The 19,505-nt window shown below is 33.5% G+C and carries 18 protein-coding genes; 13 read left to right on the forward strand and 5 right to left on the reverse strand.

From position 1 onward, the window contains the following. Window positions 1-86: 86 nt before the first annotated feature. Window positions 87-833 (forward strand): head GIN domain-containing protein, encoded by a 747-nt coding sequence (locus tag CJ739_RS10510; RefSeq protein ID WP_117175071.1) that lies wholly within the window; start codon window positions 87-89, stop codon window positions 831-833. Here CJ739_RS10510 and CJ739_RS10515 read toward each other — a convergent pair. From CJ739_RS10515 to gldA, 4 genes are all read right to left on the reverse strand, one after another. Continuing rightward, the gene (locus CJ739_RS10515) at window positions 819-2,006 is read right to left on the reverse strand and encodes an acetate/propionate family kinase (RefSeq protein WP_117175073.1); all 1,188 of its coding nucleotides are present in this window, start codon (window positions 2,004-2,006) and stop codon (window positions 819-821) included. The genes CJ739_RS10510 and CJ739_RS10515 overlap by 15 nt on opposite strands. A 2-nt stretch (window positions 2,007-2,008) precedes the next feature. After that, a complete protein-coding gene (gene pta / locus CJ739_RS10520) occupies window positions 2,009-4,096 on the reverse strand; it encodes a phosphate acetyltransferase (protein ID WP_117175075.1) in 2,088 nt (695 codons plus the stop codon). A gap of 224 nt (window positions 4,097-4,320) precedes the next feature. Then, complete coding sequence (locus CJ739_RS10525) at window positions 4,321-5,343, reverse strand: hypothetical protein (RefSeq protein ID WP_117175077.1); 1,023 nt, start codon at window positions 5,341-5,343, stop codon at window positions 4,321-4,323. A gap of 54 nt (window positions 5,344-5,397) precedes the next feature. After that, window positions 5,398-6,294, reverse strand: a complete 897-nt coding sequence (gene gldA, locus CJ739_RS10530; RefSeq protein ID WP_117175079.1) for a gliding motility-associated ABC transporter ATP-binding subunit GldA — start codon at window positions 6,292-6,294, stop codon at window positions 5,398-5,400. Between the two features lie 284 nt (window positions 6,295-6,578). Between gldA and CJ739_RS10535 the strand changes: the two genes are divergently transcribed. The 4 genes from CJ739_RS10535 to CJ739_RS10550 all read left to right on the forward strand — a co-directional run bounded on the left by CJ739_RS10535 (window position 6,579) and on the right by CJ739_RS10550 (window position 10,630). Further along, entirely contained in the window at window positions 6,579-7,406 is an 828-nt protein-coding gene (locus CJ739_RS10535; RefSeq protein WP_117175081.1) for a prephenate dehydratase, read from the forward strand. Then, window positions 7,403-8,557 (forward strand): pyridoxal phosphate-dependent aminotransferase, encoded by a 1,155-nt coding sequence (locus tag CJ739_RS10540; RefSeq protein ID WP_117175083.1) that lies wholly within the window; start codon window positions 7,403-7,405, stop codon window positions 8,555-8,557. Before CJ739_RS10535 ends, CJ739_RS10540 begins: the two co-directional genes overlap by 4 nt. A gap of 61 nt (window positions 8,558-8,618) precedes the next feature. Next, window positions 8,619-9,470: a prephenate dehydrogenase gene (locus tag CJ739_RS10545; RefSeq protein ID WP_117175085.1), complete on the forward strand. Its 852-nt coding sequence runs from the start codon at window positions 8,619-8,621 to the stop codon at window positions 9,468-9,470. Window positions 9,471-9,547: 77 nt separating this feature from the next. Beyond that, window positions 9,548-10,630 carry a bifunctional 3-deoxy-7-phosphoheptulonate synthase/chorismate mutase type II gene (locus CJ739_RS10550; RefSeq protein WP_117175087.1) on the forward strand — a complete coding sequence of 361 codons (1,083 nt, stop codon included), beginning with the start codon at window positions 9,548-9,550 and terminating at the stop codon, window positions 10,628-10,630. Window positions 10,631-10,691: 61 nt separating this feature from the next. On the opposite strand, the gene CJ739_RS10555 is transcribed toward CJ739_RS10550, so the two are convergent. Then, complete coding sequence (locus CJ739_RS10555) at window positions 10,692-11,348, reverse strand: hypothetical protein (RefSeq protein WP_117175089.1); 657 nt, start codon at window positions 11,346-11,348, stop codon at window positions 10,692-10,694. An 89-nt stretch (window positions 11,349-11,437) separates the two neighbouring features. On the opposite strand from CJ739_RS10555, the gene rsgA reads away from it, so the two are divergent. From rsgA to CJ739_RS10590, 8 genes are all read left to right on the forward strand, one after another. Further along, entirely contained in the window at window positions 11,438-12,388 is a 951-nt protein-coding gene (gene rsgA, locus CJ739_RS10560; protein WP_117175091.1) for a ribosome small subunit-dependent GTPase A, read from the forward strand. 98 nt (window positions 12,389-12,486) lie between these two features. Then, the gene (dtd, locus tag CJ739_RS10565; RefSeq protein ID WP_117175093.1) at window positions 12,487-12,939 is read left to right on the forward strand and encodes a D-aminoacyl-tRNA deacylase; all 453 of its coding nucleotides are present in this window, start codon (window positions 12,487-12,489) and stop codon (window positions 12,937-12,939) included. Beyond that, window positions 12,939-13,475: a metal-dependent hydrolase gene (locus tag CJ739_RS10570; protein ID WP_117175095.1), complete on the forward strand. Its 537-nt coding sequence runs from the start codon at window positions 12,939-12,941 to the stop codon at window positions 13,473-13,475. The genes dtd and CJ739_RS10570 overlap by 1 nt, the downstream gene beginning before the upstream one ends. 64 nt (window positions 13,476-13,539) lie before the next feature. Beyond that, window positions 13,540-15,453 (forward strand): DUF3857 domain-containing transglutaminase family protein, encoded by a 1,914-nt coding sequence (locus CJ739_RS10575; RefSeq protein ID WP_117175097.1) that lies wholly within the window; start codon window positions 13,540-13,542, stop codon window positions 15,451-15,453. A gap of 3 nt (window positions 15,454-15,456) precedes the next feature. Further along, the gene (locus CJ739_RS10580; RefSeq protein ID WP_117175099.1) at window positions 15,457-17,469 is read left to right on the forward strand and encodes a DUF3858 domain-containing protein; all 2,013 of its coding nucleotides are present in this window, start codon (window positions 15,457-15,459) and stop codon (window positions 17,467-17,469) included. Window positions 17,470-17,516: 47 nt separating this feature from the next. Then, window positions 17,517-17,843, forward strand: a complete 327-nt coding sequence (locus CJ739_RS10585; RefSeq protein ID WP_117175101.1) for a nucleotide pyrophosphohydrolase — start codon at window positions 17,517-17,519, stop codon at window positions 17,841-17,843. Between the two features lie 28 nt (window positions 17,844-17,871). Then, window positions 17,872-18,030, forward strand: a complete 159-nt coding sequence (locus CJ739_RS20335) for a hypothetical protein (protein WP_162880187.1) — start codon at window positions 17,872-17,874, stop codon at window positions 18,028-18,030. Between the two features lie 149 nt (window positions 18,031-18,179). Beyond that, window positions 18,180-19,406 (forward strand): 3-phosphoshikimate 1-carboxyvinyltransferase, encoded by a 1,227-nt coding sequence (locus CJ739_RS10590; protein WP_117175103.1) that lies wholly within the window; start codon window positions 18,180-18,182, stop codon window positions 19,404-19,406. Window positions 19,407-19,505 lie beyond the last annotated feature (99 nt).

A 19,505-nucleotide genomic window follows, 5' to 3' on the forward strand; every position in this document is an offset into this window, starting at 1 on the left:
AGGCAGGAATCTTATTAATTGAAACTTAAAAGTAAAAATGAGGATTCCTTCCCGATAATTATTGGGATTCTCAGGAATGACAAAAGATGAAAAATTTAGTTTACATATTAATGTCCCTTTTGATGCTCGCTTGCAATAGCGAACAAGCAGGCGATTGTTTTCAAACTACGGGAACTATTATCCAACAAGAAGTTTCAGTTTCTAACTTCGATAAAATATTAGTCAACAGAGATATTGAATTGATCATAAAAGAAGGTGCGGAGCAAAAAGTAATTATTGAAACCGGTAAAAACTTATTGAATGATGTCGAAGCGGTGGTTATTGATGGAAAACTTATTCTAACAGATAATAATAGTTGTAATTATGTGCGAGATTATGGTATTACAAAAGTGTATGTAACATCTCCAAACATCACCGAAATTAGAAGTTCTACACAATACGATGTACGTTCTGATGGGGTCTTAACCTACCCAAACTTAACTATTTTGGCGGAAGATTACAGCGCCCCTGGTACTTTTACTAATGGCAATTTTAAGTTTCAAATCGATAATGTGACATTCAAATTGGTATTTAACAACTTATCCAATTGTTATATTTCGGGGAAAACCAATAACCTGAATATTACATTTGCAGCAGGCACATCGCGTTTTGAAGGGGCTAATTTAGTGGCTCAAAACGTCACACTTTGGAACCGAAGTTCCAACGATATGATCGTAAACCCGCAACAATCTTTAACAGGAAAAATATCTGGTACAGGTAACGTTATTTCGGTAACGCATCCACCAATTGTTGAGGTTCAAGAATTATATAAAGGACGCTTAATTTTTAATTAAACCCACCGACTGCTTAGCAATTTCCAATTCTTCATTAGTTGGAACTACCAAGATTTTTGCTTGTGAATCTTCCTTATTTATAGCTCGAATGGTTCTTAAATCAGAATTGTTTTTTTCAGTATCCAAATTAATTCCCAAAAACTCTAAATCTTCACAAATTAGCTGTCGCATAAATTTTGAGTTTTCACCAATACCGCCCGTAAACACTATGGCATCAAGTCCGTTTAGCACAGCAGCATAACTTCCTATATATTTTTTTATTCGATAAGCGTTCATATGTAAAGCCAATATACAATCGTTATTGCCTTTCGCGGCCATAATTTCTATATCTCTTAAATCGCTATACCCGGTAAGTCCTAACATGCCGCTTTTTTTATTCAATAAGGTGTTTATATCCTTTAAATGGTATTTTAGTTTGTCTTTTAAATAAAAAATTATGGAAGGGTCAATGTCGCCAGATCGTGTTCCCATAATTAAGCCACTAAGAGGCGAAAAACCTAAAGAATGGTCGATGCTTTTTCCATTTTTTACAGCCGTCATACTGCAACCATTTCCTAGATGAATGGTGATGATTTTAGACTCTTTTTTGCCTAAAAACGCGATAGCTTTTTCTGAAACATATTTATGGCTTGTCCCATGAAAACCATACAAGCGGATATTATGTTCTGTTAAAAACTCATTGGGAATGGCATATTTATAGGCATATTCTGGAATGCTTTGATGAAAAGCGGTATCGAAAACAGCTACTTGTTTTGCTTTTGGAAAAATATCTTCAGCCACTACAATGCCTTCTAAATTAGCAGGATTATGTAACGGTGCTAAAGAAGATAAGGCTTTTATTTTCTCTTTAACCTCTTCTGTAATTTCGGTAGTATTACTGAAATAAATACCGCCATGTACCACTCTATGGCCAACAATGGCAATATCTTCAGGTAATTTTATAACACCTACATTTTTATCTAAAAGATGCTGCGCTACTAATTTCAAACCCATTTTATGGTTTAAGATTTTCGATTCCAATTCAATGGCATCTTTATCTGTTTTAAATTTAAAAATAGCATCGTTAAAACCAATACGCTCCACAATTCCAGAGCATAAAATGGTTTCATCTGGCATTGAGAATAATTGAAATTTCAAAGAAGAACTTCCAGAGTTTAATATTAATACTTGCATATTTAATTTTCTTGAGCTTGTATGGCGGTTATTATAACGGTACTGTAAATATCGTCTACAGTACAGCCTCTACTTAAATCATTAACGGGTTTGTTCAATCCTTGTAAAACAGGACCAATGGCTAGTGCGCCCGTTTCACGTTGTACTGCTTTATAGGTGTTGTTTCCTGTGTTTAAGTCTGGAAAAATAAGCACGCTGGCACTACCTGCAACTTCAGAATCTGGTAATTTGCTTTTTCCTATACGCATATCAACCGCAGCATCATATTGAATGGGCCCTTCTATTTTTAAAGTTGGTGCTTCCAATTTAACTATTTCGGTTGCTTCCCTAACTTTTTCAACATCGACACCTTTTCCCGACGCACCCGATGAGTACGATAACATAGCTACTTTAGGTTCAATTCCAAAGTCTTTAGCAGTTTGTGCCGATGAAATGGCAATTTCTGCCAATTCTTGTGCATTTGGGTTTGGGTTAATGGCACAATCACCAAAAACCGAAATTCTATCTTCTAAACACATAAAGAAAATAGACGATACAATATTCACGCCCGGTTTTGTTTTAATAAACTGTAAAGCAGGACGTAAGGTGTGTTGTGTCGTGTGTACAGCACCAGAAACCATACCGTCGGCATGCCCTTTGTAAATCATCATGGTTCCAAAATACGATACATCAGACATGGCATCTCTTGCCATTTCTAAGTTGACGTTTTTATGTTTTCTAAGTTCGTAAAAGGTGTTTACGTAATCTTCAAAGTATGGCGATTTTGTGGGCGATACTATGTTTACGGTATTTAAATCTAAAGAAATATCGAGTTTTTCGATACGCTCTTTAATTAATTCTTTATCACCAATAAGCGTTAATTCTACGACTTGTGCATTTATTAATCGGGCAGCGGCTTCTAAAACGCGTTCATCGTAACCTTCAGGCAACACAATATGTTTTTTGTTTTTTAAAGCACGTTGTAATAAATTGTATTGGAACATTCTTGGTGTGAATGCACCCGATTCGAAGGTTATTAATCTTTCAGCTAGTTTATCAGTATCCACATGTTTTTCAAAAGTTGAAATAGATGTGGTTATTTTTTCGGTGTTTTCGGCATATATTTTAGATTTAATATTCCCAATGATGTTAGTAGCCATATACGTACCGTCTTTCACGCTAATTATCGGTACAACACTAGAGAGACCTTCGATAAGTTTTAAGATAGGTGCTTCAGGAATAAGACCACCTGTTAAAATAATACCAGAAATTTTTGGATAATTTTTGGATATGTTAGCTTGTAATGCTCCTAAAATGATATCGGCTCTATCGCCGGGGGTAATAACCAAAGCATTTTCTTTTAAATGGATAAGGTAGTTGCGTAATTGCATCGCACCCACACTAAAACTGTCTATAAGATTATTTAGCATGTCCTTACCAAAAAGCACTTTGCCATCAAGCAATTTTATAACTTCTTTTACTGTGGGGCTCGATAAACTATGGATTTTCGGAATGACCGTAATATCGGTAGTGTTTATACGCTCAAGCAATAGATTTTTTAAGGTTGAAATGTCTTCTGGATTTACCTTGTTGGTCATTATAGAAAGTACGTTGACCTCATTTCTAAAGGTGTCGTGTGCCAATTGGGCGTTATCAACAATTTCTTTAAAGTCTTTTTTGTCACCTTGTAGAACAATAATAACCGGAAGTCCCAAGTTTTTTGAAATTAGAATATTTAAGTCTAATTCTATACTGGAGTTTTCGTGTGAAAAATCAGTGCCTTCAACTAAAACAAAATCGAAATGTTGTTCGATGTGTTTGTATTTTTTAATGATTTCATCAATGACTTCTCCAGATTTCCCTTGGTTATATAGATCAAGCACTTCATTTCTGGTAAAGGCAAAGGTTTTTTTGTAATTTATATCAATCTCAAAATGTGATAGTACGGTACTAATATGGTTGTCCATTTCGCCATCGTCTAAATCTTCAATAATAGGTCTGAAATACCCGACTTTGGCTGTTTTTCCTAAAAGCATACGCATTAAGCCTAAAACAACAACCGATTTTCCGCTGTTTGGTTCAATGGTAGCTACATAAATTCCTTTACTCATTTGGTGTTTTGTAGTTTTATAAAGATAATTGTTTGCTTTGTTTTAAGCCAACAACCAAACTTATTTTATTGTTAAAATAATGATGCTACAAAATTAACACCTACATTTTTTAGTAAAGATGATATTGGTCATAATTCTTGATGTTAATTGCTGAATCTCCGTTTATGATTTGTACGTGATAAGTTGTGTGATTGAGAGTGAGGATTTTTGTAAGTAGGCTTATACTAGCAATTATTTTGTATGGAAGTAGTTTTTGTTTTTTCGTTTATTATTTCTTTTCCTGAAATTATAAAAGGAAAAAGCCAAAAGACTAACCAAATTAATGTATGTCTTGGCATAATTTGATATTTATAATTCCAATAGTAAAATCCTGATATAAATGTTAGAGCAATTAACGAGTCCGATATTTTTATTTGGTTTTGTGAATATCGGTCTAAATGAGTTTTGTTCATCTTTTTGATATCTCTCATTTGCTCTTTCCCGTACCAACTGTGTTTGTCAGGAAAATATACTAAAAGCATATAGGCATTTTGAAAAATATAAATCAGCGAAACGCCAAGTAAGAAATATTGAAGTACATTAAGTCCATCATTTAGTGTTTTGTAATCAACAAAGTAGTTAAAATTGAAAACTCTGTAGATATGGTCAATAGCAAAAATAATCATAATTATTGAACTCCAAATGCTCAAAAACAGCCTGAAATTCCTTGTCAACCTCATGTATGAGAATGCGTGAATAAATGAAACAGCACAGAATATTAGTCCGATTCCCATTAAGATATATGCAAAGATGTTTTTAAAGTTTAAGAATCCAATATCTAGTATCCAGTAGATTACAGAAATTGATTGTATAAGAGTAATTCCTTCTGTCAGTTTTGGAACAATTTTTTTCTCGTTATAAGACGCTGAAATTAGTACAAAGAAAAAAATGAACCAATACGGCCACATTTCGATATGATTCTCAAAATTGTAATTTTGTTCTCGTTTCCCTGGTATAAAAGCAAAAACACTCAATAGGATTGCACCAAGAATTTTTAAGGCTATTGTTTTCCAGGCCGTTGAAAGTCTTTTGTTTTCAAAAATAATCCCTAAAACGAGAGGTATAATCATAATTGAAATAAGACTTCTTTCACTTTGGTAAGTGCGGTAAAATACATATCCGAAAAACATGCTGGCTAGAATACCACCTATTGACAGAAGTAGATTAATGTTAGTGAATTCTATATTCCCTATTTTTCTCGAAGTCATTTTTTAAATTATCGCTAACCATCAAATATAATAACCTCTAATAAAAAAACAACATTATTTAGAAGTCAATTCTCTAAACAAACTTTCTAAGCTCGCATTTTTTTGGTTGAGTTGCAATATCTTTAATTTATTGTCGTGTGCAAAGTCAAATACATGCGAGCGCATGTCTTGAGATGTAGAAAAGGTGATTTCATAAACAAAATCGTGCGTATTGACCACCGTTTTAACTTTTGGTAGTTTTAATAAAAAAGCATCTTCAACACGGTAATCAAACTCGACCACAACAATTTGCTGTTGGTTTTCGTGTAACTCTTTTAGTTTTTTGTCGGCTACAATTTCACCTTTATTAATAATTATAACACGGTCGCACATCGCTTCTACTTCTTGCATAATATGCGTAGAAAGAAATACGGTTTTGGCTTTGCCAATGGATCTTATAAGGTTTCTAATTTCTACCAATTGGTTAGGGTCCAAGCCCGTGGTTGGTTCATCTAAAATTAAAACATCGGGATTATGCAATAGGGCATTGGCTAAACCCACACGCTGACGGTACCCTTTTGATAGTTGCCCGATTTTTTTATGGGCTTCGGAGGTTAGCCCGGTAAGTTCTATAACTTCATCTATGCGCGCTTTGCTAATTTTATAAATGCTAGCATTAAAAGCCAAGTATTCTTTAATATACATGTCCAAGTACAACGGATTATGCTCGGGCAAATAACCAACACTTTGCTGAACTAGCTGTTTATTAGTTTTTACATCAAAGCCATTTACGGTAGAGAAACCTTCGTTGGCATCTAAGTAAGTGGTTAAAATTTTCATCATTGTAGATTTTCCGGCGCCATTTGGTCCCAGAAAACCAACAATTTCAGGTTTTTCAACTTTAAAAGAGATGTTGTTTAGTGCTTTTTGGTTTCCGTAAAGTTTTGAAATGCCTTCTACCTGTATTGACATATTTAAAATTATTTATTCAAAAATAATGATTATATAATGTAATGTGAGTTTTGCTGTAAAATATTTAAAACTTTTAATAAATATGAAAAAAAGGTTTTAAGCTGTTTTGATTTCTTAAAATATTAATTACTTTAGCCGCATAATTATGAAGACAACAGTAGGTTATACATATTTTAGCGGATTTTATTTTTTCTTTAGCGGAAAAAACGAGACGTTGTATGTGTAATTTATAAACATAAATTTTAATACTAAGTCTCGATGAAAATCGGGACTTTTTTTTGTATATGATAAAAACAGTGGCCATACAGGGCGTAAAAGGATCTTTTCATCATATTGTGTCACAGCAATTTTTTGATAAGCCTGTTGATGCTATAGAATGTTTGACATTCGATCAAGTTGTCGATTCTTTAATTACTAAAGAAAGCGACGCTGCCATTATGGCTTTAGAGAATTCTATCGCGGGGTCTATCATTCCCAATTATGCTTTAATTAACAAATTTGGGTTGCATATTGTAGGTGAGCACTATTTAGATATTCAACACAATTTAATGGCGTTGCCCAATCAGAATATTAAAGAAATTAAGGAAGTGTATTCGCACCCAATGGCATTGTTACAATGTATGGAGTTTTTTAAACTACACCCACATATTAAATTGGTTGAAGATAAAGACACTGCCGAGGTTGCCCAACGTATTCAAGAAAAGCAATTAAAAGGTGTTGGGGCTATTGCAAGTGCTGTGGCTGCCGAAATTTTTGAATTGGATATTTTAGCACATAGCATTCAAACGATAAGACATAACGAAACACGTTTTGTAATTGTAAAGCGTACCAATTCTGAAGTGCCGGAAAACCAAATTAATAAAGCCTCGGTTAAATTTGAAGCAGACCATAAAAGAGGAAGTTTAGCCGCTATTTTAAATGTGATGAGCGATTGTAAATTGAATTTAACGAAAATACAATCGTTGCCAATTGTTGAAACACCATGGAAATATGCCTTTTTTGTTGATGTTACTTTTGAAACGTATAGCGAATTTAAAAAGGCAAAATCTATTATAGAAATTATGGCACAAGGATTTAAAGTTTTGGGTGAGTATAAAAATGCCAAGATATGATTGAAGCAGCTAACAGATTAAACACCGTTGAAGAATACTACTTCTCAAAAAAATTAAGAGAAGTGAATTTGCTTATTGCAAGTGGTAAGCCTATTATCAATTTAGGTATAGGTAGTCCCGATATGCAACCGCCACAAAAGGTCATTGATGCTTTAAATGAAGGGTTTTCTAACCCAAGTGCGCATAAATATCAAAGTTACCAAGGGTTGCCTGAGCTGAGAGAAGCCATTGCAGGATTTTATAAAGAACATTTTCATGTGAATTTAAGTCCTTCAACAGAAGTGTTGCCGTTAATGGGAAGTAAGGAAGGAATTATGCATATTTCTATGGCATATTTGAATGAAGGTGATGAAGTTTTAATACCAAATCCTGGGTATCCAACCTACCAATCGGTAACAAATTTAGTTGGTGCAGTTCCGGTTTTTTATGAATTGGATGAAGCTAACAAATGGTTGCCGGATTTTAAGGCTTTAGAGAAATTGGATTTAAGTAAAGTGAAAATAATGTGGGTAAACTACCCGCACATGCCAACAGGTGCGCAACCAAGCAAATTTTTATTTGAAGAGTTGGTGGCCTTTGGTAAAAAACATAATATTTTAATTGTTAACGACAATCCATACAGTTTTGTTTTAAACGATACATATAAAAGTATATTAGAAGTTAAAGGAGCTAAAGACGTTTGTTTGGAGTTGAATTCGTTAAGCAAAACCTTTAATATGGCAGGATGGCGTGTAGGTATGGTGGTTGGTGACAGTATACACATTAATAATGTTTTAAAGGTGAAAAGTAATATGGATTCCGGAATGTTTTATGGCATTCAAAAAGGAGCTATTGAAGCTTTAAAATGTTCGCAAATGTGGTTTGTTACCTTGAATAATGTTTACAAACAGCGTAGGGATTTAGTATGGCAATTAGCCGATGCGTTAAATTGTACTTACGATAAAAATGCGACAGGATTATTTGTTTGGGCAAAATTACCATCAGGTATAAAATCGGAAGCGTTTATAGATTTGGTACTTAAGAACAATCATATATTTATCACACCGGGAACTATTTTTGGTAGTAAAGGTGAAGGATACATACGGTTTTCGTTATGTGCTTCAACCGAAGTTTTAGGAGAAGCCATTACACGCGTAACAATGAGTTTATAATTAAAATATAAATTAGTAATAATTTTAAAAGCCCTCTCCTTTGGAGAGGGTTGGGAGAGGAATGAAAAACATATACATCATAGGAGTTGGGTTAATAGGCGGAAGTCTTGCTATTGATATTAAAAATAAATATCCAGGTGTGGTTATTCATGGTATCAGTAGAAAAGAAGCAACGCTTGACGAAGCATTAGCTCTTAAATTAATTGACAAAAAAGCAACTTTAGATGATATTGTTCATGCCGATTTAGTCATTATTTCAATACCTGTTGATGCGACGGTAAAATTATTACCGTCAATTTTAGATAAAATACCAGATACTGGTTTGGTGGTAGATGCTGGCTCGACAAAAGCAGATATTTGCAAAGTGGTTGAAAATCACCCCAAACGCAGGAATTTTTTAGCAATGCACCCTATTGCGGGTACTGAACATTCGGGACCTAGTGCAGCAATTCCTGATCTGTTTGTTGGAAAAACAAATATTATTTGTGAAGTTGAAAAAACGACCTTCAAACTTCAGGAAAAAGCCTTGGAGTTGTTTAAATCTATTGGCATGCGTATTCGTTATATGAATCCGGAGGCACACGATAAACACATTGCTTACGTATCGCATTTATCGCACATTAGTTCTTTTATGCTGGGTAAAACGGTTATTGAGAAAGAAAAAAATGAACGTGATATTTTTGATATGGCAGGAAGTGGATTTGCTTCAACTGTACGATTAGCAAAAAGTTCACCTGAAATGTGGACCCCCATTTTTAAACAAAACAAACAAAACGTTATAGAAACATTAGAAGAATACATCAACAATCTGACGCATTTTAAAGACTTAATGAAAAGTGACGATTTTGAGGCTATTTTTAATGAAATGAAAGAAACCAATCATATAAAAGATATTTTGAACGGAATAATATAAAGTAAAATCAATATAAAAAATTATTTCGAAAACATGTGAAGCCTCGCATAGAGTAGATTTAAAGTAAATTAAATAAAATGGAAAACAAAAAAGAAATGAGAACGTGGTTAGATGATTTAAATTTAAGTCATCCACTGGTAATTGCAGGACCTTGTAGTGCTGAAACAGAAGAGCAAGTATTAAAAATAGCACATGAGCTAAAAGATACAGATGTAAGTTATTTTAGAGCAGGTATCTGGAAACCAAGAACACGTCCAGGCATGTTTGAAGGCGTTGGAGCATTAGGTTTAAAATGGTTGCAAAAAGTAAGGCAAGAAACAGGTATGAAAATTTGTACCGAAGTTGCAAATGCTGCCCATGTAAAATTAGCTTTAGAGCATGACGTCGATTTGCTTTGGATAGGTGCACGTTCTACGGTAAGTCCATTTATCATGCAAGAAATTGCAGATGCTTTAGAAGGAACCGATAAACCAGTGCTAATTAAAAATCCTGTAAACCCAGATTTAGCTTTATGGTTAGGTGGTATTGAAAGAATTTACAAAGCAGGTGTTAAAAATATTGGTGCGATTCACAGAGGGTTTTCAACCTATGAAAAAACAAAATACAGAAACAATCCAGAATGGCAAATGGCTATCGAGTTTCAAAACAAATATCCAGACATTCCTTTAATTAACGACCCGTCGCATATAACAGGAAAACGCGATATGATTTTTGATGTATCCCAAACGGCTTTAGATTTGAATTTTGACGGATTAATGATTGAAACCCATTACGACCCAGACAACGCTTGGAGTGATGCGTCTCAACAAGTAACACCAAAAACCTTAGTTCAAATTATGAAAGATTTGAAAATAAGAAAAGAAACGGATCCGGAAGTAGATTACAATAAACAACTTGATAATTTAAGAGCACAGATTGATGTGGTTGATAACCAAATTATCGAATTATTAGGCAAACGTATGAAAGCAGCCGATAGTATTGGAGCACTTAAAAAGCAGAAAAACGTTGCCGTTTTACAAAGCAAACGTTGGAACGAAATTTTAGGTAAAATGGTTATTGAGGGTGAATCTCAAGGACTTAGTGAAGAGTTTATTTTAAAAATGTTTAAAGCCATTCACCAAGAATCTATCAATCATCAAGAAAAGATAATTAATGGTTAATATAAAAACGCCTCACAACTGTGAGGCGTTTTTATTAGCGGTTTTGTTGAAAATATTAATCTTATTCTTTGCTGTTTTTAGTGTAAGCTAATCTTCGCGAAGCTTTTCTCATTAAAACATTAATTAAGTCTTCAGTATTACTACCAATACTTCCACTAACTTTTTTATTGTAATTCCAGAGTAAAACGCCATCAGCAGCATTATGAACACTCATGTTTATTGTGGCACTATTTGTACTGCCAAAAAAGCCAAATAAAACGCCTAATGCAATCGAAGCACCTTCAGACATAGGTTTGTTAGTTTTAAAATCACCAGAAATAACAGCATCAACTCCTAGTATTTTTGCTAAGTCTTGTGGCGTAAAATCCATAATATTATTATAATCAATGTTTTGCTTTTTTAACATAGCCGTGGTTGTTCTAGGGTCTTGGACTTCTAAAGACTGCAGATCACCTCTTTTTTTACGCTTCAAAAACCAAGAATACATAGCGCTTTGTATGCTTTCGCCTTCAGATTTTTCAACGCGATTAAGTTGTTCTGCACTCATATCTTTCATTTGTTTAGGTCTTAATTTAACCTGAGTTTTAAAAGGAACAATTGCTATGATCTTGTGTGTGTTTGCAATAGCATCAAAATTTGGGTTTTCATATAGACTAGTCTGTGCCAAAACATTCTGAATGAATGCAAAAAGTAAAAAGGATACTAAAATTTTTTTCATGTTGTTGGTGAGTTTTTAATTAGGATGCTAATATATGTTAATTATTCTTACGCAAAAAATAATTATTTTAAACTACTTTTGAAAAAATTATGACAGGACTCGTTTATAAATCTACAGGAAGTTGGTACACGGTGAAAACCCCGTTGGGAGATACCTACGAATGCCGAATAAAAGGTAAATTCCGAATAAAAGGCATTAAAAGTACGAACCCCATTGCGGTAGGCGATTTTGTGGATTTTGAATTGGAAACCGATAACAACCAAGTGTCGGGTGTCATTCATAATATACACGATAGAACCAATTACATTGTTCGGAAATCGGTTAATCTTTCCAAGCAAACCCATATCATTGCGTCCAATATTGATCAGGTTTTTTTAATGATTACCATTAACAATCCACCCACTTCAACCAGCTTTATCGATCGGTTTTTAGTAACTGCCAATGCCTATTCCATTAAAACAGTATTGCTGTTTAATAAGATAGATACTTATGACGAAGAGACCTTAGATGAAGTTAGATATTTAGCACATGTTTACCGAAAAATAGGCTATGAATGTATTGGTGTTTCAGCCGTAACAGGTAAAAACGTAGATAAGGTAAAAACTTTAATGCTTAATAAAGTGAGCATGTTTTCGGGACATTCAGGCGTTGGTAAATCCACGCTTGTAAATGCTATTGAACCAACGTTGGATATAAAAACCAAAGAAATTTCCACACTTCACATGCAAGGGCAACACACGACAACTTTTGCTGAAATGTTTGATTTGGCTTTTGGAGGAAAAATTATCGATACACCTGGAATAAAAGGATTTGGAGTGGTGGATATGGATAAAGAAGAAATAGGTGATTATTTTCCTGAAATATTCAAATTGAAACAAGATTGTAAGTTTAATAATTGCTTACATATAAAAGAACCAAATTGTGCAGTAAAAAAAGCATTAGATAATGACGAGATTGCCTTTTCACGCTACCGTAGTTATTTGCAAATTGTAGAAGGGGAAGATGAACATTATAGAACGGATACTTGGGAAAGCCAGTAAACAGTGTTCAGTAAACAGTGTTCAGTAGTAGTTTGCAGTAAAGTTTAATTTCAACATAACAGTTCCCTTTCTTTTGGAAGGATTAGAGATAAGAGATAATGAAATTAGTCGTTCAAAGAGTTTCAAAAGCGAGTGTAACTATTGAGAATGTAAAAGTGGCCGATATTTCAAACGGACTTTTAGTGTTTTTAGGTATAGTTGCTGATGATACGCAAGAAGATATTAAATGGCTGTCCAGCAAAATAGTAAACCTTCGCGTTTTTAATGATGAAAAAGGGATTATGAATAAATCGCTTTTAGAAGTAGATGGCGATGTTATTGTTGTAAGCCAATTTACGTTACACGCTGCAACAAAAAAAGGGAATCGTCCTAGCTATATAAAGGCAGCTAAACCCGATGTTGCTATTCCGCTTTACGAAGCATTTGTAAAACAAGTAGAAACAGATTTAGGCAAGTCTATACAGACCGGACAATTTGGTGCTGACATGAAAGTGGAATTGCTTAACGATGGCCCTGTAACCATAATTATGGATTCTAAAAATAAAGAATAATGGCGTCCATTTTTGGACATAGCGTTGTTGGTTACACCTTAACAAAAGTTATAGATGCAAACAATACCAAATGGCTGCTCTTTGCTGCTATTTTTTCTACCATTTTACCCGATTTTGATGTTATAAGTTTCCGTTTAGGAATTCCATATTTGCACCCTTTAGGGCATCGTGGGTTTACACATTCTATACTATTTGCTTTTTTATGGGCATTTGTTTTAACATTCACTTTAGGAAGACATCGTAAACTTATCTGGTTTTTTGTTATTTTTTTAACGACACTCTCGCATGGTATTTTAGATGCGATGACTTCTGGAGGCAAAGGTGTTGGTTTTTTTATTCCTTTTGATAACGAACGGTTCTTTTTTCCTTTTAGAGGAATAAAGGTTTCCCCAATTGGTATAGATAAGTTTTTTTCAGAATGGGGAGCAAAAGTGATTTTTAGTGAAATAAAATATATAGTTCTGCCTTGTTTTATTCTATTGTGTGTAAGATTTTTAGTTTTTAAACTAAAAGACAGGTATTATAACGAAATATGATTTTTCTCATCTGATTAATTCTCGTAATATTTTATATTTAAGGTTCTAAACTTAAACACAATCTATGAAGGTTAAGCATATTATTTTATATTTTGTTTTATTCACAACATTACAAATTTCTTCCCAAGGAAACTTACACGCCAGTTTTTCAATTCCAGCCAATTTAAAGGAAAATGCGAATGCCGTTGTACGCTCTAGTCAATTGGATATCACGATAAATTCTGTTGATGATATGACCGTTTATGAAAAGCGCATCATAACCATATTAAATAAAGAAGGGAATAGTAATATAGATGCCTTTGTGCATTATGATAATAATGTAAAAATAAAAACATTTGAAGTTTTAGTGTTTAACCAATCTGGGGCAGTTATTAAAAAAGTTAAAAAGAACGATTTTAAAGATGTTAGTGCTGTAGATGGCGGTACTTTATATTCAGATTCTAGAGTTAAGTATTTAGAATATACACCTATTTCATATCCATATACCGTAGAGTTTGTTTGTGAAATCAATACCAAAAATACGGCATTTATAGAGTCGTTTACGCCAGTTAATGACCATTTTTTAAGTGTTGAAAATAGCTCGTACACTATAAATTTTCCAAGCGATATAACGATTAGAACCAAGGAAAAGAATTTAGAAGGACTTGATGTATCTAAGGAGTCACTTCAAAATAAAATAAGTTATACGGTAAAAAATATAGAAGCTATAAAACCGGAAGCTTATAGTCCTTCTTTAGTTGATATAACACCAAAAGTTTTAGTGACATCCAATAAGTTTTCTTTAGAAGGTGTGCAAACCGAAGTGGAAGATTGGGCTGGTTTTGGAAAATGGATGTATCAAGATTTAATAAAAGACACGCACGATTTGCCAGCAAGCACTATTGCCATGATTCAAAACCTTGTTAAAAATGAAGCTAGCGATATTGATAAAGCAAAAAAGATTTATGAATACGTTCAAAATAAAACACGCTATATCAGTGTGCAAGTGGGTATTGGCGGTTGGAAACCTTTTAAGGCTTCAGAAGTTGATAAATTAGGCTATGGTGATTGTAAGGCATTGACCAACTATACCATGTCGCTTTTAAATGCAGCAGGCATTCAGTCAAATTACACTGTTGTATATGCAGGAACTTCCCAGAGAAGTTTAGAGAAAGATTTTGCCGCAATGCAAGGCAATCATGTTATTCTTAATATTCCCATTGAAAATGAAGAAGATATTTGGTTAGAATGTACAAGTCAAAAACTTCCGTTTGGTTTTATCGGAGATTTTACCGATGATAGAGATGTGCTGGTCATAACACCAGAAGCAGGTATAATAAAACACACAAAAAAATATGTCACCGAAGAAAATACACAATTTATAAATGGAAGCTATACCGTGTCTAACGATGGTTTGATTGATGTAAAAGTAACTGTAAATTCTAAAGGAACTCAATATGATGATAAATATTGGTTACAGACCGAAACAGAGCGGGATTTAGATACCCATTACAAAAAGCGCTGGAGATATGTTAATGGTATGAGTATAAATAACATGCAGATTAATAACAACAAAACAAATAATGAGTTTGTTGAAGACATTAGTTTCGTTGCGCCCAATTACTCTAAACTAGTAGGCAATAGAATGTTGCTTCCAATAAATGCGTTAAATAGAAACACCAATATACCAGACCGATACAGGGATAGAAAATTACCGCTTAAAATTAAAAGAGGTTTTAAAGATGTCGATGAAATTGAAATTAAGTTACCAACAGATTTTACTATAGAATCATCTCCTGATAATGTTGCAATAGAAAATAAATTCGGCAGCTATAAAGCCGAAATTATAGTTAAAGACGCATCTACGATACTTTATAAACGTGAATTTCTAATTAATGATGGCGAATACCCAAAAGAAGATTACGATGCTTATAGAGAGTTCTATAAAGAAATAAATAAACTAGACAATTCAAAAATAGCATTAATTAAAAACCAGTAATAAATGAGAATTACAACACTATTATTAGGCCTTTGCTTTTGTTTTAACACATTTGCTCAAAATTTTAGTTTTGGTAAAGTATCAAAAGAGGAATTAGAAGAAAAATTTAATCCATTGGATTCTTCGGCAAATGCCACCTATTTGTATAAATATAGAAGAACATATATGCAATATAGACAAGAGGAAGGGTTTTCGTTGGTTACTGAAATACAAGAACGAATTAAGATATACAACCAAGAAGGTTTTGATTATGCTACGAAAGAAGTGAATCTTTATAAAAGAGGAAGTGACGACGAACAAATTTTAAGTTTAAAGGGTTATACATATAATTTAGTAGAAGACAAGTTAGTGGAAACAAAACTTGAAAAGGATGGTATTTTTAAAACCGAAGAATCAAAGTATCATAATCAAGCAAAATTTACAATGCCAAATATAAAGGATGGTTCTGTTGTAGAATATAAATATACAATTACGTCGCCATTTTATTGGAATATTGATGATTTTGAATTTCAGCATGACATTCCCATAAAATATGTTGAAGCTGTATTTGAAGCTCCGGAGTATTTCAATTTTAAACCAATTCCCAAAGGATATTTTGGTTTTAAACCAACAACCGAAGCTAAAAGAGATGTGATAAGATTTTCAAGTTCGCAAAGAGGAGCCGGTGGTTTTAATGGTTCGAACGGAACAACATTTAGTTCTTCGGAATTAGAATTTATAAAAAATACATCAACATATAAACTTTCTAATGTCCCGGCTTTAAAAGATGAACCTTTTGTAAATAATATTAATAATTACCGTTCGGCAGTTAAATATGAATTGTCTTATACAAAGTTTCCACAATCACCTTTAAAATATTTTTCTACAACTTGGGAAGATGTTGTTAAAACTATTTACGAAAGCCCAAGTTTTGATGTTGAGTTAGATAGAACAGGTTATTTTGAAGAAGATATTGATGCACTAATAAGTAGTATTTCAGATCCAATGGCAAGGGCATCATTAATTTATAGTCATGTAAAGAGCAGAGTCAAATGGAATGGCTATTACGGAAAATATACCGATGGTGGTGTGCGTAAGGCATATAAAGACCAAGTAGGTAATGATGCCGAAATAAATTTAATGTTAACAGCTATGTTAAGATATGCTGGGTTAAACGCAAATCCTGTTTTGGTTAGTTCTAGGAACAATGGTATTCCCTTATTTCCAACGCTAGACGGTTATAATTATGTTGTTTCAGCCATAGAAACATTGGATGGTGTTATATTGTTAGACGCTACGAGTAAATACAGTACACCAAACATTTTACCTTTTAGAACATTAAATTGGGAAGGTAGAATTGTTAGAAAAGATAAAAGTTCTTCTACAATAAATTTGTATCCAAAAGAGAAGTCTAAAAAAACGGTATCAATAATTGCAAACTTAAAAGACACTGGTAGTTTAGAAGGGGGAATTAGAACTGTGAAAACCAATCATGATGCCATGATTTATAGAGAGCAATATTTAGAAGCCGATAAAAACCAATATTTAGAAAAGCTAGAAAACAAGTATACTGATATGGAGATAGATGGGTTTGAGGTTAAAAACGAAATGGATTTATCTAAGCCTATTATGGAATCATTTAAATTCACTTTAGAAAACCAAGCAGATATTATAGCAGATAAGTTGTATTTTTCACCTCTATTCTTTTTAAGAACAAAAGAAAATCCATTTAAATTGGAAAAGAGAGAGTTTCCTGTAGATTTTGGCTATCCTTCAAGTAGCAAATACATGATAAATATTGACCTTCCAGAGGGTTATAAAGTTGAAGTTATTCCAGAACCATTAGTTATGACGATGCCAGATAACTTGGGCACATTTAAATACAATATATCTGCAAGCGATAAAAAAATTCAGTTGGTTATAGATACAGAAATAAACGAATCGATTATATCTCCTATATATTACGAAGTTTTAAAAGAGTATTTTAGCAAAATGGTAGAAAAAGAAGCAGAGCAAATAGTATTAACTAAAGTATAGATCCCAATCAGGGTTTTAAACCCTGATTGGGTTAAAGAACTAAAGATATGGACATAAAAAACGCACAGCAAGTAGTAGATAACTGGATAAAAGACCACGGAGTTCGTTATTTTAACGAACTTACCAATATGGCACAACTTACGGAAGAAGTAGGTGAGGTTGCCCGCATCATTGCCCGTCGTTACGGAGAACAAAGCGAAAAAGAAAGTGATAAGGATAAAGATCTTGGCGAAGAACTTGCCGATGTCTTGTTTGTAGTGTTATGTTTAGCAAACCAAACAGGTGTCGATTTGCAACAAGCTTTTGATAAACGAATGGATAAGAAAGCAAAACGCGACCACGATAGGCATCATAATAATGAAAAATTAAAATAAATTATAAGAACTCGTTTAAGCTTTTTGATTGAAGCGAAAATTAGTCATTTTGTGCTCGGTTGAAGACTTTTTTGAGTTGCATAGCAGGGCTACGGAAGGAAGAAAAGACAGGACAGAGCGTCAAGAAACAGTCCAGTGGACTGTTTTAGTGAATGGGACAGAAGGCGCATGGACAAAAAAAGGATAATTTTTTAGCCAATTATGAAAAGTTTAAACGAGTTCTAAGTATATTTGAGCGCTTCTTTTAAGAAGCGTTTTTTATGTCAGTTCGAATCTTTCGTCATCGCTCAAGATAAACTAAAGTCGAGAACTATATGTTAGTTTTTAATTTACAAAATGAATATCACACTTCAAAAATCGCAAATCGCAAATCGTCAATCTAAAGTTACCATTACAGGTTCTAAAAGCGAATCGAACAGATTGTTGCTTTTAAAAGCTCTGTGCCCAACCATTAATCTAGAAAATGTTTCAAATTCAGATGATAGTTGTTTAATGACCGAGGCTTTAAAATCAGTTTCCGAAGTTGTCGATATTCATCATGCAGGTACCGCCATGCGATTTTTAACAGCCTATTTTTCTATTCAAGAAGGCCGTGAAGTAACGCTTACAGGTTCTAAACGTATGAAAGAGCGTCCCATTCAAATTTTGGTAGAGGCGCTTCAAGAACTTGGGGCTGAAATTGAATATGTTGAAAATGCAGGTTATCCCCCTATAAAAATCAAAGGAAAAAAACTGCTTAAAAATAAAGTATCATTACAAGCCAATGTTAGTAGTCAATATATTTCAGCTTTATTATTGATAGCTTCAAGACTTGAAAACGGATTGGAGTTAACACTTAAAGGTGAAATAACCTCAGTGCCTTATATAAAAATGACGCTTAGTTTATTGGACGAAATTGGTGTTGAATCTTCATTTGTTGGAAATACAATTACCGTAAAACCTAACACCCAACACCTAACATCTACAACTTTAACAGTGGAGTCGGATTGGTCTTCAGCATCTTATTATTTTAGTATTGTGGCACTTTGTGACGTTGGAACAGAGATTACACTATCGTCATACAAAGAAAACTCCCTGCAGGGTGATTCTGTTTTGGTAGAAATTTATAAACATTTTGGGGTTACATCAACTTTTAATGGTAATAGTATCACGCTCAAAAAAGAAACTTTCAACGTTCAACCTTTAACTTTAAACTTACAGAATGCGCCCGATATAGCCCAAACCATAGCCGTAACTTGTTTTGCTTTGGGAATGCCTTGTGATTTAACGGGACTTCACACCTTAAAGATAAAAGAAACCGATAGGTTAGTGGCTTTAAAAACCGAAATAGAAAAATTAGGAGGAAACGTTGACATAACAGATAAATCTTTACATCTTTCAGCCTCAAACGCCATAAAAGAATACGTGCCTATTGCGACTTATAACGACCATAGAATGGCTATGGCATTTGCACCATTAGCGCTTAAGACACCAATAGTTATTGAAGATGCTGAGGTGGTTTCAAAATCATATCCAACCTTCTGGGATGATCTTGAATCTATAGGTTTTAAAATAACTAAATAATAATCACGTATTTACTTGACAAGGCCTATCTCACAATCGTATATTTGCAGCCTGATTTTTAAAAGCTAAAGCAAAAACTTTAAACTTTTAAACTTTTAA

It is taken from the genome of Mariniflexile sp. TRM1-10, assembly GCF_003425985.1.
Taxonomy (GTDB): Bacteria; Bacteroidota; Bacteroidia; order Flavobacteriales; family Flavobacteriaceae; genus Mariniflexile.

Coding starts and splice junctions, on each gene's coding strand:
- CJ739_RS10510 (WP_117175071.1), top strand. CDS start 87: ATGAAAAATTTAGTTTACATATTAATGTCCCTTTTGATGCTCGCTTGC.
- CJ739_RS10515 (WP_117175073.1), bottom strand. CDS start 2,006: ATGCAAGTATTAATATTAAACTCTGGAAGTTCTTCTTTGAAATTTCAA.
- pta (WP_117175075.1), bottom strand. CDS start 4,096: ATGAGTAAAGGAATTTATGTAGCTACCATTGAACCAAACAGCGGAAAA.
- CJ739_RS10525 (WP_117175077.1), bottom strand. CDS start 5,343: ATGACTTCGAGAAAAATAGGGAATATAGAATTCACTAACATTAATCTA.
- gldA (WP_117175079.1), bottom strand. CDS start 6,294: ATGTCAATACAGGTAGAAGGCATTTCAAAACTTTACGGAAACCAAAAA.
- CJ739_RS10535 (WP_117175081.1), top strand. CDS start 6,579: ATGATAAAAACAGTGGCCATACAGGGCGTAAAAGGATCTTTTCATCAT.
- CJ739_RS10540 (WP_117175083.1), top strand. CDS start 7,403: ATGATTGAAGCAGCTAACAGATTAAACACCGTTGAAGAATACTACTTC.
- CJ739_RS10545 (WP_117175085.1), top strand. CDS start 8,619: ATGAAAAACATATACATCATAGGAGTTGGGTTAATAGGCGGAAGTCTT.
- CJ739_RS10550 (WP_117175087.1), top strand. CDS start 9,548: ATGGAAAACAAAAAAGAAATGAGAACGTGGTTAGATGATTTAAATTTA.
- CJ739_RS10555 (WP_117175089.1), bottom strand. CDS start 11,348: ATGAAAAAAATTTTAGTATCCTTTTTACTTTTTGCATTCATTCAGAAT.
- rsgA (WP_117175091.1), top strand. CDS start 11,438: ATGACAGGACTCGTTTATAAATCTACAGGAAGTTGGTACACGGTGAAA.
- dtd (WP_117175093.1), top strand. CDS start 12,487: ATGAAATTAGTCGTTCAAAGAGTTTCAAAAGCGAGTGTAACTATTGAG.
- CJ739_RS10570 (WP_117175095.1), top strand. CDS start 12,939: ATGGCGTCCATTTTTGGACATAGCGTTGTTGGTTACACCTTAACAAAA.
- CJ739_RS10575 (WP_117175097.1), top strand. CDS start 13,540: ATGAAGGTTAAGCATATTATTTTATATTTTGTTTTATTCACAACATTA.
- CJ739_RS10580 (WP_117175099.1), top strand. CDS start 15,457: ATGAGAATTACAACACTATTATTAGGCCTTTGCTTTTGTTTTAACACA.
- CJ739_RS10585 (WP_117175101.1), top strand. CDS start 17,517: ATGGACATAAAAAACGCACAGCAAGTAGTAGATAACTGGATAAAAGAC.
- CJ739_RS10590 (WP_117175103.1), top strand. CDS start 18,180: ATGAATATCACACTTCAAAAATCGCAAATCGCAAATCGTCAATCTAAA.